The sequence below is a fragment of the Streptomyces sp. NPDC127177 genome, assembly GCF_042672475.1.
Taxonomy (GTDB): domain Bacteria; phylum Actinomycetota; class Actinomycetes; order Streptomycetales; family Streptomycetaceae; genus Streptomyces.
Window position 1 is genome coordinate 176,961 of sequence record NZ_JBHXUW010000001.1, and the last position, 16,336, is coordinate 193,296.

At 71.4% G+C, this 16,336-nt stretch carries 17 protein-coding genes, 1 tRNA gene and 1 pseudogene; 10 read left to right on the plus strand and 9 right to left on the minus strand.

Going from position 1 to position 16,336, the window contains the following annotated elements; genetic code table 11:
• Positions 1-73 precede the first annotated feature (73 nt).
• On the plus strand, positions 74-238 hold the full coding sequence (rpmG, locus tag ACFVJX_RS00710; RefSeq protein ID WP_384123622.1) for a 50S ribosomal protein L33: 165 nt from the start codon (positions 74-76) through the stop codon (positions 236-238).
• A gap of 90 nt (positions 239-328) precedes the next feature.
• Here rpmG and ACFVJX_RS00715 read toward each other — a convergent pair.
• The 4 genes and pseudogenes from ACFVJX_RS00715 to ACFVJX_RS00730 form a co-directional block, all read right to left on the minus strand.
• A pseudogene (locus tag ACFVJX_RS00715) lies at positions 329-1,047 on the minus strand (YoaK family protein).
• Between the two features lie 147 nt (positions 1,048-1,194).
• The gene (locus ACFVJX_RS00720; RefSeq protein WP_384123620.1) at positions 1,195-2,568 is read right to left on the minus strand and encodes a cryptochrome/photolyase family protein; all 1,374 of its coding nucleotides are present in this window, start codon (positions 2,566-2,568) and stop codon (positions 1,195-1,197) included.
• A 69-nt stretch (positions 2,569-2,637) separates the two neighbouring features.
• Positions 2,638-4,167: an SDR family oxidoreductase gene (locus ACFVJX_RS00725; protein WP_384123618.1), complete on the minus strand. Its 1,530-nt coding sequence runs from the start codon at positions 4,165-4,167 to the stop codon at positions 2,638-2,640.
• Between the two features lie 82 nt (positions 4,168-4,249).
• Positions 4,250-4,891, minus strand: coding sequence for a sigma-70 family RNA polymerase sigma factor (locus ACFVJX_RS00730; protein ID WP_384123616.1), 642 nt, complete (start codon positions 4,889-4,891; stop codon positions 4,250-4,252).
• Positions 4,892-5,067: 176 nt separating this feature from the next.
• On the opposite strand from ACFVJX_RS00730, the gene ACFVJX_RS00735 reads away from it, so the two are divergent.
• The 7 genes from ACFVJX_RS00735 to ACFVJX_RS00765 all read left to right on the plus strand — a co-directional run bounded on the left by ACFVJX_RS00735 (position 5,068) and on the right by ACFVJX_RS00765 (position 11,064).
• Positions 5,068-6,045, plus strand: a complete 978-nt coding sequence (locus ACFVJX_RS00735) for a MerR family transcriptional regulator (RefSeq protein ID WP_384123613.1) — start codon at positions 5,068-5,070, stop codon at positions 6,043-6,045.
• 138 nt (positions 6,046-6,183) lie between these two features.
• Positions 6,184-7,038, plus strand: a complete 855-nt coding sequence (locus tag ACFVJX_RS00740; RefSeq protein ID WP_384123611.1) for a VanZ family protein — start codon at positions 6,184-6,186, stop codon at positions 7,036-7,038.
• A gap of 388 nt (positions 7,039-7,426) precedes the next feature.
• Positions 7,427-8,260, plus strand: a complete 834-nt coding sequence (locus tag ACFVJX_RS00745) for a DUF4389 domain-containing protein (RefSeq protein WP_384123609.1) — start codon at positions 7,427-7,429, stop codon at positions 8,258-8,260.
• Between the two features lie 28 nt (positions 8,261-8,288).
• Complete coding sequence (locus ACFVJX_RS00750) at positions 8,289-9,014, plus strand: DUF4230 domain-containing protein (RefSeq protein ID WP_384123607.1); 726 nt, start codon at positions 8,289-8,291, stop codon at positions 9,012-9,014.
• A 256-nt stretch (positions 9,015-9,270) separates the two neighbouring features.
• Positions 9,271-9,786, plus strand: a complete 516-nt coding sequence (locus ACFVJX_RS00755; RefSeq protein ID WP_384123605.1) for a lytic polysaccharide monooxygenase auxiliary activity family 9 protein — start codon at positions 9,271-9,273, stop codon at positions 9,784-9,786.
• Positions 9,787-9,992: 206 nt separating this feature from the next.
• Positions 9,993-10,439 (plus strand): nitroreductase family deazaflavin-dependent oxidoreductase, encoded by a 447-nt coding sequence (locus ACFVJX_RS00760; protein WP_384123603.1) that lies wholly within the window; start codon positions 9,993-9,995, stop codon positions 10,437-10,439.
• Positions 10,440-10,665: 226 nt separating this feature from the next.
• Positions 10,666-11,064 carry a DUF6221 family protein gene (locus ACFVJX_RS00765; RefSeq protein WP_384123601.1) on the plus strand — a complete coding sequence of 133 codons (399 nt, stop codon included), beginning with the start codon at positions 10,666-10,668 and terminating at the stop codon, positions 11,062-11,064.
• Positions 11,065-11,199: 135 nt separating this feature from the next.
• On the opposite strand, the gene ACFVJX_RS00770 is transcribed toward ACFVJX_RS00765, so the two are convergent.
• Positions 11,200-11,388 carry a DUF6381 family protein gene (locus ACFVJX_RS00770; RefSeq protein WP_384123599.1) on the minus strand — a complete coding sequence of 63 codons (189 nt, stop codon included), beginning with the start codon at positions 11,386-11,388 and terminating at the stop codon, positions 11,200-11,202.
• Between the two features lie 219 nt (positions 11,389-11,607).
• Here ACFVJX_RS00770 and ACFVJX_RS00775 point away from each other — a divergent pair.
• Positions 11,608-11,681 (plus strand) — tRNA-Met (locus ACFVJX_RS00775).
• 111 nt (positions 11,682-11,792) lie between these two features.
• On the opposite strand, the gene ACFVJX_RS00780 is transcribed toward ACFVJX_RS00775, so the two are convergent.
• The 3 genes from ACFVJX_RS00780 to ACFVJX_RS00790 all read right to left on the minus strand — a co-directional run bounded on the left by ACFVJX_RS00780 (position 11,793) and on the right by ACFVJX_RS00790 (position 14,077).
• The gene (locus tag ACFVJX_RS00780; RefSeq protein WP_384123597.1) at positions 11,793-12,635 is read right to left on the minus strand and encodes a helix-turn-helix transcriptional regulator; all 843 of its coding nucleotides are present in this window, start codon (positions 12,633-12,635) and stop codon (positions 11,793-11,795) included.
• A gap of 99 nt (positions 12,636-12,734) precedes the next feature.
• On the minus strand, positions 12,735-13,496 hold the full coding sequence (locus ACFVJX_RS00785) for an SDR family NAD(P)-dependent oxidoreductase (protein ID WP_384123595.1): 762 nt from the start codon (positions 13,494-13,496) through the stop codon (positions 12,735-12,737).
• A 182-nt stretch (positions 13,497-13,678) separates the two neighbouring features.
• Positions 13,679-14,077, minus strand: a complete 399-nt coding sequence (locus ACFVJX_RS00790; RefSeq protein WP_384123593.1) for a MerR family transcriptional regulator — start codon at positions 14,075-14,077, stop codon at positions 13,679-13,681.
• A gap of 53 nt (positions 14,078-14,130) precedes the next feature.
• On the opposite strand from ACFVJX_RS00790, the gene ACFVJX_RS00795 reads away from it, so the two are divergent.
• Positions 14,131-15,243 (plus strand): alkene reductase, encoded by a 1,113-nt coding sequence (locus ACFVJX_RS00795; protein ID WP_384123591.1) that lies wholly within the window; start codon positions 14,131-14,133, stop codon positions 15,241-15,243.
• On the opposite strand, the gene ACFVJX_RS00800 is transcribed toward ACFVJX_RS00795, so the two are convergent.
• On the minus strand, positions 15,219-16,286 hold the full coding sequence (locus tag ACFVJX_RS00800; protein ID WP_384123589.1) for a GlxA family transcriptional regulator: 1,068 nt from the start codon (positions 16,284-16,286) through the stop codon (positions 15,219-15,221). The two genes, ACFVJX_RS00795 and ACFVJX_RS00800, sit on opposite strands and share 25 nt — an antisense overlap.
• Positions 16,287-16,336 lie beyond the last annotated feature (50 nt).

Here is a 16,336-nt window from a genome sequence, read left to right on the forward strand (position 1 = left end):
TTGCTACGACAGAACGAAAACGAATCCCGTTTCCATTGAAAATCGGGTTCGGTTCTCTAGACCGGAGGTCCACATGGCCCGAAGTGAAACCCGTCCTGTCGTCACGCTCCGCTCGACCGCCGGTACGGGGCAGAGCTATGTGACGCGCAAGAGTCGTCGGAACAACCCCGACCGACTGGTCCTGCGCAAGTACGACCCCGAGGCCGGGCAGCACGTCCTCTTCCGCGAGGAGCGCTGACGGTCCGCCGTTCTCAGGGGCCCGCGCCCCGTGCCCTGGATCACAGTCCGGGGCACGGATTCCCGGGAACACGGGCCTGTGGTTTATCGTTCACCTATATGTGGATGACGCGCTGAGCGCCCACCCCAGAGCCGCCCCGGCTGGATTCCCCCGATCCGGTCGGGGCTTCCCCTTGCCCGGGACGCGACACCTGCCCGGCGCCGGACCGCACCGTCTCACCGCCGCCGCGACGTGACCTCGACCAGCAGCGCGGCCACCGCGAGCGCGACCGCAACCACGGCTCCCGCGGACGGCCAGTTGCGCACCACCAGTGCGGCCACCGCCGCGCCCGTCACCAGAGAGGCCAGCCTGCCGAGGACCCAGCCGTCGCCGCGATTCCAGGAGCCCGCGGCCAGCCGGCCGACGAGTGACGTCAGGGTCCCGGTGAAATAGTTCGTCGGCGTGGCCCGGACGCGCCCCTGGATCCCCATGGCGAGCCCGAGAAGAGCCAGCAGGCCCAGCCGGTCGTGGCCCGATGTGACCACGTTCAGCCCCCACAGCACGGCACCGGCGGCGAGCAGCACCACCTCGATCGTCAGCATGACCGGCAGCCGCCACCACACGCGCTCGCCCGTCACCGCGCCCCAGGCGACCCCGCAGCCGTACGAGACGAGCGCCGTGACCACGCGCAGGGCCACTCCGTCCTCGCCGGCCCCGGCGGCCGACGCACCCAGCAGAACCAGGTTCCCCGTCATCACCCCGGCGAAGACCTGGCCGACACAGAGGAAGACGAACGCGTCCGCGGCGCCGGAGGCAGCCGACAGGAGCAGCAGGGCCGCATGGCCGCGCCGTTCGCCCGCTGTGTCCCGGCCGGCCGGTTCGATGGCTGCGGTGGAAGTCGGCATTCCCGCATCCTCGCCGGGATCAGGTGCGACGGAGCGCCTTGGCGGCGGAGCGGCGTGCCGCGCCCGCGGAACTCACTCCAGACCGCGCGCCCGCTTGAACCGCGCCAGCCCGTCGGCCAGTTCCACCACCGGATCCGGATACCCGAGACGCTCGCGCTCCGCGCCGCGCAGCTTCCACGGCTCGTGCACGGCGGCCCCGGCGAGCGCCGCCAGCTCCGGAACCCACCGCCGTACGTAGTCGCCGTCCGGGTCGTAGCGCTTCGCCTGCAGCACCGGGTTGAGCACCCGGTTCGGGCGGCTGTCCGTCCCCGTCCCGGCCATCCACTGCCAGTTGAGCTGGTTGTTGGCGAGGTCGCCGTCCACCAGCAGATCCAGGAAGTGCCGGGCACCGACGCGCCAGTCCACGTAGAGGGTCTTGGTCAGGAAGCCCGCCGTGAGCAGCCGCCCGCGGTTGTGCATCCAGCCCTCATGACGCAGCTGGCGCATCGCGGCATCGACCACAGGATAGCCGGTCAGTCCCTGCCGCCACGCCTCGGTCTCGTCGGCCGCGTCCTCCTCGGAGCGCCAGTGGTCGTGCCGGGTCCGGTAGTCCAGCCGGGCCGCGGTGGGCCTGGCCGCGAGGACCTGGTGGTGGAATTCGCGCCAGCACAGCTGCCGGACGAACGCGTCGGCCCCCTCACCGCCGGCGGAGCGGGCCCGGTGGATCAGTTCGACCGGGGACAGGGTGCCGAAATGCAGATGCGGCGAGAGCCGGGAGGTGGCGTCCCCCGGCAGGTCGTCGTGACGGTCCTCGTACGCCGCGAGCCCGTGGCGCCGCCAGGCGGCGATCCGTTTGCGGCCCGCCTGCTCGCCGCCCTCGGCGAGTCCCGCCGAGACCCCCGCCACGGCGGAGCGGACCGGCACCTCCTCGGATCCCGGACCGTCCGGCACCGGCACCGTGCGCGGCGCGCCGAAGGCATCACGCACCCGCTCCACGGACCAGCGCCTGAAGTACGGGGTGAACACGGCGAAGTGATCCGAACCGGCCGGGGTCACGGCCCCGGGCGCGACGGCGGTGATCACCCCGTCGTGGACGTGCAGCCGCGCTCCGGCGGACTCCAGCGCCGCACGCAGACGCTCCTCGCGCTGACGGGCGTACGCGCTGACCCCCGCGGACAGGTGGACGTCGCCCGCCCCGGTCTCGGAGACGATCCGGCACACCTCGGCGACCACGTCGCCCGAGCGCACCACCAGCCTGCCGCCCCGCTCACGCAGTCCCGCGTCGAGATCCCGCAGACAGTCCGCGAGGAAGGCGAGGCGGTTCGGCGCACCGAACCCCGCCGCTCCGATCCCCGTGTCGCGTACGAACAGGGGTACGACCTCGTCCGAGGACGCGAGCGCGGCGTGCAACGGCGGATGGTCGTGCAGACGGAGATCGGAGGTGAAGAGGACGACCGCTACGGTCATGGCGCAACTCCTGGTCGGGGCCGTGGACGTGTCCCTGTTCCGTCCGGAGGGCCTCGACGGATGCAGTGCTCACCTGGCGGATGCGCGCTGCTCCGCCGGGGTGGACGGCAGCCCGGCGGCGACCCGTGCGATATTGCGGGCCATCCCGCCGAACACGATCGCGTGGAACGGCGAGACGCTCCACCAGTACGCGTGGCCGAGGAGCCCGCGCGGATGGAACAGGGCCCGCTGCCGGTAGTGCGCCCCGCCCCGGCCGTCCGGCTCGGCGTACATCTCCAGCCACGCCAGTCCGGGCAGCCGCATCTCCGCCCGGAGCCGCAGCAGGCGACCCGGTTCGATCGCCTCGACCCGCCAGAAGTCCAGGGAGTCACCCACCCGCAGCCGGTCGGTGTCCCGCCGGCCCCGGCGCAGGCCCACCCCTCCCACCAGCCGGTCGAGCCAGCCGCGCACGGCCCAGGCCAGCGGGAACGAATACCAGCCGTGATCGCCGCCGATCCCCTCGATGACCTTCCAGAGCGCCTCGGGAGAGGCGTCGGCGTCCAGTTCCCGCACATCCGTGTACAGGCTGCCGCCGGCCCAGTCGGGGTCGGTGGGCAGCGGGTCGGAAGGCACCCCGGGCACCGACGCGGAGGACCACCGCGTGGTGACCCGGGCCTCGCGCACCCGCTGGAGAGCCAGCCGCAGGGCCTTCGCGAACGTGAACGGCTGCCCGGGCCCGTCCGGCACGTGGCGGGCGATGTCGTGTTCCTGGCACACGACCTCGTAGCGCAGCGATTCGGCGAGCGGCCTGGCGATCGACCTGGGAACCGGTGTGACCAGCCCGATCCAGTGGCTGGACAGCCTCGGTGTCAGCATCGGCACCGGCACGATCAGCCGGTGCGGCAGGGCCGCGACCTCCGCGTACCGCTGCATCATCTCGCGGTACGTGATGACGTCGGGCCCTCCGATGTCGAAGGCGCGGCTGACCTCCGGGGCCATCCGGGCACTGCCCACCAGGTAGCGCAGCACGTCCCGGACCGCGATCGGCTGGATCCGGGTCGACACCCAGCTCGGCGTCACCATGACCGGCAGCCGTTCCGTGAGGTAGCGCAGCATCTCGAAGGAGGCCGAACCCGATCCGATGATGACCGCCGCCCGCAGGACCGTGGCCGGGACCCCGGAATCCAGCAGAATCCTGCCGACCTCGGCACGTGAGCGCAGATGCGGGGAGAGTTCCTTCTCGGGTACGCCCGGCGGTGTGAGCCCACCGAGGTACACGATCCGGCCGACACCTCGCCGGGCGGCCGAAGCGGCGAAGACCGTGGCCGACTTCCGGTCGGTGTCCTCGAAGTCCGCACCGGTCGTCAGCGCGTGCACCAGGTAGTAGGCCACGTCGATGTCCGCCATCGCCGACGCGACCGACTCCGCGTCGGTGACATCGCCGCGGACGACCTCCACATCCCCGGCCCACGGGTAGTCCCGCAGCTTCTCCGGGCTGCGGGCCATGCAGCGGACCCGGTGGCCGGCCTCAAGGAGTTCGGGCACCAGCCGGCCCCCGATGTATCCGGTGGCCCCGGTCACCAGGCAGTGCAAGGGCTTCTCCGCGCTGTTGCTCCTCATGGGACCTCCACATCGGCTGGGGTACTGCTCGGTTCACCGTGCCTCGACGTCGCGCATCACGCTCCTCGAAGTGTCCGGATGGTCACCGCTCGGCGTCTCCCGGCCCGCCGGAGACCGAACTGCGGATACGGCGCAGCGCGCGGCGCACATGACTCTTGACCGTCCCCAGCGGCAGCCCCGTCAGCTCGGCGATGCGAGTCTGGGGGAGACCGTCGTAGTAGGCCATGTGCAGGATCCGGCGCTGCACCTGGGGCAGTTTCCCCAGCTCAGTCCCCACCAGGACCCGGTCCAGCGCCGATTCCGGACAGTCGGCCATCCCGGTCTCGCTGACCTGCAGCCGCGCGGCGGTGGCCGCTGCCAGGTCACGGCGACGGGTGCGGGCGGCGAGCGCGTCCGCGATCTTGCGACGGGTGATCCCGACCAGCCAGCCGGGCAGCGGGCCGCGCTCCGGCCGGTATCCGAGCCGGCCGCGCCAGACGGCCATGAAGACCTGCTGAGTGACGTCCTCGGCCTCACGGCTGTCACCCAGGGACCGGGCCGCCAGGGACTGTACGAGTGACCCCCACCTCCGGTAGACGGCGGCGAAGCACTCCTCGCTGCCGCGCACCAGTCCGGCGGCGAGCTCCTCGTCGGGAAGGTCCTGCGCGGCGCACGGTCGCGCGAACGGAACGCCCGGCCGGCCGGGTCCGCCGGGCAGTGTGTCCTGCGGGGCGAGCGCGGTCATGGCTGTCCTTCCTCCGGGCGGGTCCGGCCCGGGAGCCGAGTGGCCCCCGAGGTGTCCGGCCGGAGTCGTCCGGTGTGCCTCCGGGGGCCCTCCGATGGGCAACCCCTCACCGGCAGCTTTGCCATCGCGGACATGGGGCGACAACATGCGTCGGTTCTGCGTCGTATGATCAAGGCATGCCGTCCCCCGCGGAACGGGGCCGGGCCGAGACCACCGGCCACGGCCTGACCACCGGCACAGTGGCACGTCACCTCGGTGTGGCACCGACGACACTCCGGACCTGGGACCGCCGCTACGGCATCGGCCCGGCCGCAAGGCCCGGGGGCGGACACCGGCGGTGGACCCCCGACGACATCGCCGTACTGGAACGCATGTGCGGGCTGACAAGCTCCGGTGTGCCCCCGGCCGAGGCCGCGCGTACGGCGCTGAACGCGGCCCCGGACCCTCCTGTCGCTCGCGCTCCCGCCCGTTCGTTCCCACCACCTTCCGGCACGGAACCGGAGGCGCTCACCCCGGACGTCGCGCGCCAGGAGGCCCGGGGGCTGGCCCGCGCGGCCCTACGGCTGGACGCACGGACCATCGACGAGCGGCTGGCCGCGGCGATCGACCGGCACGGACTGCTGGCCGCGTGGGACGAGGTGATCATGCCGACGCTGCACGCGGTGGGACGCAAGTGGCAGACGTCGGGCGAGCGCTACGTCGAGGTCGAGCACCTGTTGTCCTGGCACGTTTCCAGCGCCCTGCGGCGGGTGGCCGCACAGCCCGTCGTCCATGACGGTGCCGGGGTCACCCTGCTGGCCTGCACGCCGGGGGAGACACACACGCTTCCCCTGGAGGCGCTCGCCGCGGGTCTCGCCGAACGGGGCCTGGGGGTGAGGATGTTCGGCGCGTCGGTACCGGGGGAGGCGCTGACCGAGGCCGTTCGCCGGATCGGCCCGTCCGCGGTGGTGCTGTGGTCCCAGTCCCGGAACACGGCGGGGCGTTCGCTGGCGCAGCACGTGGCCGCCATCGAATGGGGGGTGCGGGGTGCCCGTTCCCGTCCGGCCGTGCTCATCGCGGGGCCGGGCTGGGCGGGCTCCCCGCTGCCCGGAACCCACCGCCCCCAGGGACTCGGCGAGGCGATCAGGATGGTCACCACGCTCCACGAACTCTGAGACGCGCCCCGGCCCGTGAGGTGTGGTCCGACCGGACGGGGGCACCCGTCGCCCATGAACGCAGAGGTTGGGAGTGGGACACAGCAGGAAACGCGGCGCAGAACATGGGCGAGCGTTCTCCTACAGGTGGTCTTTCTGGTGCTGGCCTTGCTGGCCATGGTCGGTTTCTCGGTTGTGCTGGCGAAGGTGACGCTCACGCCATCGCCCGCGTCGGAGGAACTGGTGAAGTCGAATCTGCGGCCGGGCCGCTCGCTGCGTCAGTACGCGGAGGACTACACATTCCTCGCGGCCTGCAAGCAGGCGGGCGGAAACCTGGTGCTGGGCATGCCGTTCGGCGTACTCGTGCCCATCCTCGTGCCGCGCCGCATGCGGATGATCCGGATGATCCTGCTGACCGTCGTGGTCATAGCGCTGGTCGAACTCGTGCAGGGAGCCCTGGTCGCGGGCCGAGCCTTCGACGTCGATGACGTCATCCTCAACACGACGGGAGCGCTCCTCGGCTACCTGCTGCTCGGCCGGCGTCTGAGTCACCGGTACCACGTGCTCGCGGCGGGCCGGGAGCAGCCCGAACCGGCTCCCGAACCGACCAGCGCCGCGAAGCCGCCCGTACGTGATGGGCGGGCGCCGGCGCGGCGGCCGTGGCGGGGCGCGTGGACGAGGCTCGCGGCACGGGGCACACCCGCGACGGCGGCCGAGCCGAAGGCCGGCACCAGGAAGGAGCCCGGGACCAAGACCGGTACGAGGCCCAAGCGGACGCCGAAGCAGGCGCCGAAGCAGGCGTCGAAACCGAAGCAGACGCAGAAACCGAAGCAGACGCCGAAACCGGCCGCGGCCGGCGCGAAGTCCCGGGCGGTGCCCAAGTCCGGGGCGGTGCCGAAGCCCCGGGCCGCGTCGAAGACGAAGTCCGCTGCCGCGACCGGTGGGACCGCCCGCGGTGAGGGGGCCCGCGCGGGTTCCTTCCGTACGTTGCTGGACCGGTTCCGCAGCCGATGACGGCCTCCGGGCCGATGGGAGTGCCCCCGAGCCTCTCCCCGGGCGTGCCCGGACAGCAGGGAGAGGCCGGGCAGCGGCGGTGTCGGAGCGCCCGGTGGGTGTTCCGCATGACCCCCTGGAACGGCGCGGAGAACCACTGACCGGAGACCCGGGCGTCGGGCAGCGCGCCGGACGGTTGTCGCCGTGTCGCAATGTAGCCATGTCGTCGACTCGCGAGGCGAGAGCCTGCGCCTGCCGCGGCATGTCCGCACGAGGTCTGCCCGCCGGGCCCGGACCGGCGGGCACCCGTTCGGCCCGCGGCCGATTGCGGGCCGACTCGTCCGGCCCGAGCGTGAGGGGACGCCGAGTGCGCACAGGGCGTACGGATCACCCTCCGAAAGGGAGAGACATGGCCGACGCCCAGTGGAGCCCGGGGCGCAGGGCCGGGGACGCGGACGAATTCCTCCCCGTGCTGGACATCGTCGAGCCCTTCCGCCAGCGCAGGCTCACCGTACTTCTCCGGCTCCTTCTGCTGATTCCGCACTACATCGTGCTGTTCTTCCTGGAGATCGCCGCCTTCTTCACGGTCGTGTTCGGCTGGTTCGCCGCCCTCGTCCTGGGCCGGCTGCCCGAACCCGTCTTCCGCTTCCTTGCCGGGGTGCTCGGCTACCGGACGCGGGTCGGCGCGAGCGGCATGCTGCTCGTCGACCGCTATCCGCCCTTCGCACTGAATCCGCCGCCGGACTATCCGGTCCACATCGACGTCCGCCCGACGAGGCTGAACCGGCTGGCGGTCTTCTTCCGGCTGATCCTGGTGATCCCCGCCGCGATCGTGCAGAGCCTCGTCGTGTCCGGCTGGTCCGTACTGGCCGTCCTGTGGTGGCTGATCACGCTGATTCTGGGCCGTATGCCCCGCCCCCTCTTCGAGGCCACGGCGGCCGCGCTGCGCTACGAGATGCGGGTGTCCGCCTACGTGTCGATGCTGACCCCGGCCTACCCCAAGGGTCTCTTCGGTGAGGACGCGCTCTCCGTCCCGGAACGGCAGGGGCGCTCCGCCACCCGGCCCCTGGTCATGAGCAGCACGGGCAAGGCGCTGCTGGTCCTCTTCCTGGTCCTCGGGCTGCTGAGCGCCGTCACGACGTCGGTGACCAGGTCCTCGTCCGACGACACCGACATGTCGATGCCGGCGCAACAGGCCCGCGCGGCCGGGCCGTCGAGCGGAACCGGGTGGACGACGGAGTGAATCCGGGCGGCCGGGTCACACGGAGAACATGACTTCCACCGACTTACCGGCAGACGTACCGGACAGGCCCGGAGAATCCAGCGGTCGCGGAGACGGCCCCCACCGCCCCCGCCGCCCGCGCCGATGGGGAATGGTGGCCGCGATGTGCGCGGCCGCCCTCGCGCTGCTGCTCCTCGGCACCCGCCTCAGCCTGCTCCCGGGGCTGGGCGACATCTTCGGCGAGGAGACCCACGACCGTTCCGGCCCCGCGGTGCTCAAGTCGATCCGCGACATGAGCACGTACGAGGCGGCGGCCGGGAACTTCCAGGTCGTCGTCGACCTGGAGAAGGACACGAAATTCGTCCCGGACGCCATCCGCGGCTCCCGCACCCTGTACGTCGGCGCGGGAACGGTCGGCGCGTCCGTCGACCTCGGCGACGTGGCCACCAACGGGGTCGTCGTCAACAAGGACCGGACCACGGCCGAGTTGCGGCTGCCGCACGCCACGCTCGGGAAGCCCGCACTCGACCCGGACCGCTCCTACGCGGTGTCCAAACAGCGCGGCCTCTTCGACCGGATCGGGGACTTCTTCTCCGACAACCCCGGCAGTGAGCAGGCGGTGAACAAGCTGGCGGCCCAGCGCATCGGCGAGGCGGCCAAGGAGAGCGGGTTGACGCGGCGCGCCGAGAAGAACACCACCGCCATGCTCCAGGGGCTCCTCGGTTCACTCGGCTTCCGCGAGGTCACGGTCGACTACGGTGACGCCGGCAGGTAGCGGCGGCAGGCCGGCGCGGCTGCCGAGCCCGTGCAACTCCCCTTCGGTGCCACACCCTTGACGGCTACGCCTCGATAGGTATGGTCTAGTCCAAGTGCAGGGACGGCGCCGGACACCCGCGTTCTCGGGGTTGTCCGGTCATGGATCCTGCCGATCCCTTCGCGCCTCTTGGCCCCACACTCGAGAGGCTGGACTGCCGCTATCGGGCTCCCCACAGTCCGCCCGCGTGCAGCGATGCCTCATGTGAAGGAGAAGCATGCACGCGAAAAGGAAGACCGCCGTAGCCGTCGGCGCCGTACTCGCACCGGTACTGGCCCTGACCCTTCCGGCGGGCTCGGCCAGCGCCCACGGCTATATCTCGTCACCCCCGAGCCGGCAGGCGCAGTGTGCCGCCGGGACGGTCAGCTGCGGTGACATCACGTACGAGCCCCAGAGCGTGGAGGGCCCCAAGGGCCTCACCAGTTGCAGTGGCGGCAACAGCCAGTTCGCCGAACTCGACGACGACTCCAAGGGCTGGACGGTCACTCCGGTGAGCTCCAGCACCTCCTTCCAGTGGGAGTTGACTGCTCGTCACTCCACCAGCACCTGGCAGTACTTCGCAGGTGGCCAGAAGATCGCCGAGTTCAACGACAACGGCGCCCAGCCGGGTGCGACCGTCACGCACCAGGTCGATTTCGGCAGCCTCAAGGGTCAGCAGAAGGTCCTCGCGGTGTGGAACATCGCCGACACGGCCAACGCCTTCTACGCGTGCATCGACGTGAACGTCAGCTGACCTCACCGGCACGCGCGTGCTCCGGGAGCCTCCGTCCTGTACCGGGCGGGGGCTCCTGCCGTGGAGTGGCGCTTCGGGAACCTTCCCTCGCCCACGACACGTCGGCCGTGGCGGGATTTCCGGGCGGCCGGAGTCGTTGAAGCCATGATGAGGGGCCGTGGCCGAAGATGTGTCACGGACGGATCGTCGACGATAGGACAGAAGTCATGCCTCTCCAGGGTGAGTACGCGCCGAGCCCCGCCCAGTGGGTTCGGGACCAGGTCGAGCAGTACGAGGGTTCGGGCGGGACGGAAGGTACGACGATGCGGGACATGCCCGTCATCATTCTGACCACCCGGGGAGCCAAGAGCGGGAAGATCCGTAAGACGCCGCTCATGCGCGTGGAGCACAACGGCGCCTACGCGGTCGTCGCCTCGCAGGGCGGCGCCCCGAAGCACCCGGTCTGGTACCACAACCTCACCGCCGACCCTCGCGCCGAACTGCAGGACGGACCGGTCCGTCAGGACATGACCGTCCGCGAGGTGACCGGGGACGAGAAGGCGCTCTGGTGGGAGCGGGCGGTCGAGGCGTTCCCCGACTACGCCGACTACCAGAAGAAGACCGACCGGCAGATCCCGGTCCTCGTCCTGGAACCGGCGGAGACCGACTACTGATCGGGAGCCGGTCGGGGGCCGGGCACGGGTCCGGGACCGATCGGCACGACGTGGGAGACGCGGCTCGTCTGTTCCGCCGGCGGCGTCCTTCCCGCGCATCCACCGGCCCCGCCCGCGACGGCGGACACACGGCGGGCAGCGAACTGCCCGGGGGCGGGGGCGCGGCGGGATATTGTCCTGCACGGCCCCTTGAGTGTGGGGCCGAGTGGGAAGGATCCAGAACCTGATGGCAGACAATTCCGTCCTGGTCGCGTTCGTCCGGGCGCGTCTCGACGAGGAAGAAGACATCGCACGAGCCGCCGGCGGCGAGGGCTGGCGGTGCCCGGCCGAGGTGCCGGGCGAGATCCACGACCGCGGCGGCGCGATCGCGTTCAGTCTGAGGACGCACGGCTACGACCACCACATCGCGCGGCAGGACCCCGCACGGACTCTTCAGCGCATCGAGACGAACCGGGTCCTCCTCGACGAGTACGCGGAGGTCGCCCAGTTGGACACCGACCGCCCGGACCGGGACTTCGCGTCGGGGCGCGCCTTCGGGCTGGGTTTCGTGGTCCGGCAGATGGCCGCGGAACACGCGGGGCACCCCGACTACCAGGTCAAGTGGCTCCCGCGGTTCACGCAGTAGCACCGCCGTCCGCGAGCCGGGGCGGCCGCCCCCGGCCGAGGAGCTCGGCCGGGCCCGCCCGCCGCCCGCCCCCGGCCGCCGCCCGCCCCGGCCGCCGTGCGTCGAGGACCGCCGGTCAGACCTCGCGAGGCGCGCTCAGAGCGGGTTCATGCCTCCGTCGCCCTTGGTGCTCACCTGATCACTCCGCTCGCGGAGGCGGCGCGCCTTGTCCTGGAGGCGCTCCCGCTCTCCTGGATCGGAGGCCCGGTCGGCGGCCTCCTGCATTTCCTGCGCCTTGGCGCGAATACGCTCGGCGCGGCCTCCGGATTCATCCGCAACGCTCATGATCACTCCTGGATCTCGGGGAGAGCCGACGCCACCAGCGAATCAGCGCTCCGGCCCACCTGCATCTCGAACGGTGACCGACTGCGACGACCGCCTCCGTCACCCCGTCGCTTTCGTGGGAAGCCTGCTGGAATCGGTGCCGCGGTGTTCCTGGAGGCGGGGCGGGCGGAACGTGGTCGGGGCGCCCGCCGCGATGGCGTACGGTGGGGATCACAACGACGCGGGGTGGAGCAGCTCGGTAGCTCGCTGGGCTCATAACCCAGAGGTCGCAGGTTCAAATCCTGTCCCCGCTACTTCAACAGCAGGGCCCGGAACCATACGGTTCCGGGCCTTGCTGGTTTCCGTGCGTTGTTGGGCAGCGGTTCCGCGATCGGGGATCTGGCCGACCGGTCCCCGCCGCCCGGTCATCGCTCGGGCGAACGGTCCCCCACGACGGACAGGAGCTGGAGCTTGTCGTGGCTCTCGCTGCCGGGGGTGGCGGTGTAGACGAGCAGGGCCTGTGCCTGGTTGGCGTCGTAGAGGACCTGACACTGGAGTTCCAGGATTCCCAGGTCGGGGTGGTGAATGCGCTTGTGGTCCCCTTCCCGGCGCACGCCGATCTCGTGGGCGCTCCACAGGGCGGCGAACTCCTCGCTCTCGTCGAGCAGGGCGTCCACGACCTCGCCGACGCGGGCGTCGGCGCCGTGGCGGGAGTACGCGGTGCGCAGTTCGGAGGTGAAGATCCGGCTGTGGGCCGCGTGGTCCGCCTCGGGGTAGATCCGGCGGGCGTCGGGGCGGGTGAACCAGCGGTAGATCAGACTGCGGTCGAGACCGGTGAACCCGGTCTCGTCCCCGAGCAGGGCCACCGCGAGCCGCGTCTGCACCAAGGTCTCGGCGATGGCGTTGATGACCTGTGCGGGAGTGTCGGCCAGCCGGTCCAGGACGCGCATCATGCCGGGGGATACGTGGTCGATACGGGGGTGGCGGCTGGGGGTGTTGTGTCCGGCCATGCGGAACAGGTGGTCGCGTTCGTCCAGGGACAGGTGCAGGCCCCGGGCGAGGGCGGCGAGCATCGGCTCGGAGGGGATCGGACCACGCTGCTGCTCGACGCGGGCGTAGTAGTCGGTGGACATCCCGCACAGGGCGGCGACCTCCTCGCGGCGCAGGCCACGGGTGCGGCGGCGGGGGCCGCGCGGCAGGCCGACGTCCTCGGGCTGCAGGGCCTCGCGACGGGTACGGAGGAAGTCGGCCAGCTGTGTTCGGTCCATGACGGTGATTGTCTCCTCGGCGGCGGGAGCCGGGCGAGCCGGTGGCACGGGGCCGCCTCTCGGGCCGTGTCCGGGCCGGACGGTCGGGAAGCGAAGGGATCAGAGCAGGGTCCCGCCAGACGCCTCGATGCGCTGGCCGGTGATCCAGTGGGTGCCCGGGGCCAGGAGTGCCGCGATCGCGCCGCCGATGTCCTCGGCATCGCCGACCCGGCCCAGCGCGGTCCGACCGGCGAAGAGCTCGCGGATCTGCTCGTCGTCGCGGATCGCGCCGCCGCCGAAGTCGGTGGCGACGGGACCGGGCGCGATGGCGTTCACGCTGATGCCGCGCCCGCCCAGCTCCTTGGCCAGGTACTTGCTCCAGGTCTCGATCGCGCTCTTGACCGATGCGTACACCGACCAGCCGTCCCCGACGAAGCGGGTCAGCCCGGTCGACAGGTTCACGATGCGGCCGCCGTCGGCCAGCAGCGGCAGCAGCGTCTGGGTGAGGAAGAGCACGCCCTTGAAGTGCACGTTCACCAGCAGGTCGAAGGCCTCGACCGTGGTCCCGCCGAGCGGGGTGAACGCGGCCACGCCGGCGTTGTTCACGAGGAAGTCGAAGCTGTCGCGCCCCCATGTGGTGTCGAGCGCCGCCCGGACCTCGGCCTCGAAGGCGGGGAACGTGTCGAACGCGGTGGTGTCCAGCTCCAGGGCGACGGCCTTGCGTCCCAGGGCCGTCACCGCGTCGACGACGTCGGCGGCCTCGTCCTTGTTGGACCGGTAGGTCACGATGACGTCGGTGTCCGCCCCGGCGAGCGCGAGGGCGGTGGCCCGGCCCAGTCCGCGGTTTCCGCCGGTGATCAGTGCGATCGTGTTCGAGCTCATGCCGGACTCCTTGCTGTGCGGAGGGCCGCCGTGCGGTGCGCACGAACGGGAGGCCCGCCTTCACCAACGATCGGTCCGCCCGGTCCTGGGATGAAGGCACAAGTCATCCAGGGACAACCGATCCCCCTCTCGCACGCCGCCCCCGCCGCGACGGTGTACTCGCCGGTTCTGCGCCGACCGGTTCAGCGCGTCCGGCGCCGCTGGTCCGCAGGGGGCGCGGTGGTGTGGCCCGCCGCCGTGTCGATGACCTCTTCCAGCACCTCGCGGGAGCGGAGCAGGTCGTTGACCGTGCGGTCGATCCGTTCCCGCTCGGTGGTGAGTTCCGCGACCAGCTCCGGGGTGGCGCGCGCCGAGGGGCCACCGTCCTCGTCCCGCATGCAGGGCAGGATCCGCGCGATCCTCGTGCTGTGCAGTCCGGCCGCGTACAGCTCCTGGATGCGGATGACGCGGTCGACGGCGGTCTCGGCGAAGTCCCGGTGACCGCCGGGCGTCCGGTCGGAGACCAGCAGCCCCTGCTCCTCGTAGTAGCGCAGCGAACGCTCGCTGACCCCCGTGCGTGACGCCAGTTCCCCGATGCGCATGTCCCACCTCGTGACTTGAATCTGACATCAATGTCAAGTTCTACGTTATCGGCATGACGAACACCCAGCAGGCACCGGCCGCGTCCGGGCTCTTCGACCCCGTCCGTCTCGGCCGCCTCGAACTGGCCAGCCGACTGGTGATGGCGCCGCTCACCCGCAACCGCGCCGGAGCCGACGGAGTTCCGGGCGAGCTGATGGCAACCCACTACGCCCAGCGCGCCTCGGCGGGGCTGATCATCGCCGAGGCCACGACGCCGAACGCCGTCGGCCAGACCTACCCCCACATCCCCGGCATCCACAGCGCCGCGCAGATCGCCGGCTGGCGCCGGGTCACCGACGCGGTGCACGCGGCTTCCGGCCGCCGGATGTTCCTCCAGCTGCAGCACGGCGGCCGGGTCGGCCATCCCGACACCAGTGGGCACATCCCGCTCGCGCCGTCCGTCGTGCCGTTCCCCGAGACGCTGCACACGCCGACCGGGCCGCAGAACACCGTGCCACCCCGGGAGATGACCGCCCAGGACATCAGGTCGACCATCGCCGACTTCGCCACCGCCGCCCGCAACGCCGTCGAGGCCGGATTCGCCGGGGTGGAGGTGCACTCCGCCAACGGCCATCTGCTCCACCAGTTCCTGGCGCGGAACACCAACCGCCGGACCGACGAGTGGGGCGGAACGGTCCAGGGGCGGATCCGGTTCACCACCGAGGTCGTCCGTGCCGTCGCCGAAGCCATCGGCCCGGACCGGGTCGGCGTACGCATCTCGCCCGGACTGGGCGTCAACAGTGTCGAGGAGGGTGAGACCGAGGACATCTACCGGGCGCTCCTGCCGGCCCTCGCCCGCGTCGATCCGGTCTATCTGCACCTGGTCTACGCCGACCCGGACAGTCCCCTCTTCGCCCGGATCCGCAAGGCCTGGCCCGGCACACTGATCGCGAACCCGGCGCTCTCGCGCGAGGAGGTGGCGGCCGACGGCGGCGTACGGCAGGGCGAACGCCTGCTGGCCGAGGGCGCCGATCTGATCGCGCTCGGCAGGGGATTCCTGGCCAACCCCGACTTCGTGGAGAGGATACGAACGGGTGCGCCGCTCAACGACATCCGCCCGGAGTTCCTGATGCACGTCCACGGTGCGGAGGGATACAACGACTACCCCGCGCTGGAGCGCCCGTGAGGGGCGCAGGAGTCACGGCTGTTACTCGTCCGCGGGTCCGCAGGCCGGCGGACCCGCGGACCGCGGAAGGTGTTGCGGTAGGCCCTCGGCGGGACGCCCAGCGCGCTCTGGAAGTGCTGGCGCAGGGAAGCGCCGGTCCCGAAGCCTGCCTCCACGGCGATCCGGTCGACCGCGAGGTCCGTCTCCTCCAGCAACTGCATCGCCCGTTGCAGGCGTTGCTGGGCGAGCCACCGGCCGGGTGTGGTCCCGGACTCCTGACGGAACCGGCGGTTGAAGGACCGCACGCTCATCGACGCGGTGCCGGCCAGTTCCCGCAAGGACAGGGGGCGCCCGAGGTGCTCAAGGGCGTATGCCCGGGCGGCGGCGGTGGACGAACCGGTGGGGCCGGCTACAGGTCCCAGGATGTACTGGGCCTGGCCGCCCTCGCGATGCGGGGGCACGACGGTGGAACGGGCCACCGCGTTGGCCACGGACGCGCCGTGATCCGTACGGATCATGTGCAGGCACAGGTCGATGCCGCTGGCCACTCCGGCCGATGTGAGCACCCCGTCGTCATCCGTGTAGAGGACGTCCGGATCCAGGTCCACGTCCGGATACAGCGCGCGGAAGTCGTCGCAGGACTTCCAGTGCGTGGTCGCCCGCCGGCCCGCGAGCAGTCCTGCCGCCGCGAGGACGAAGGACCCGGTGCAGATGGACGCAATCCGGCAGTGCGGCGGAATGCGGTCCAGCGCCTGTCTCAGCAGCGGATCCAGCTCGCCGCGCGTCCGGGGACCGTAGTCCTCCTGCGCCGCGGGCACGACGACGGTGTCCGCCGAATCCAGCGCGTCCGGGCCGTGGGACACGTTGATGCTGAAGTCCGTGTCGGTGACCACCTCGCCCGGGACGGGTGTGCACGTCACCACCTCGTACAGCTGTTCACCCGTGCTGGAGCAGGCCTGACCGAACAGGCGGTGCACGATGCCGAGTTCCATCGGCAGCAGCCCGGGGCGCACCAGGACAGCCACCCGATGGAGTCGTCCCCGAACACCGCCACGTTTGTCCATGGCCAGATCCTTGCACAGAGGGGCCGGATGGCCAGTGGTTTCGGCCCTGC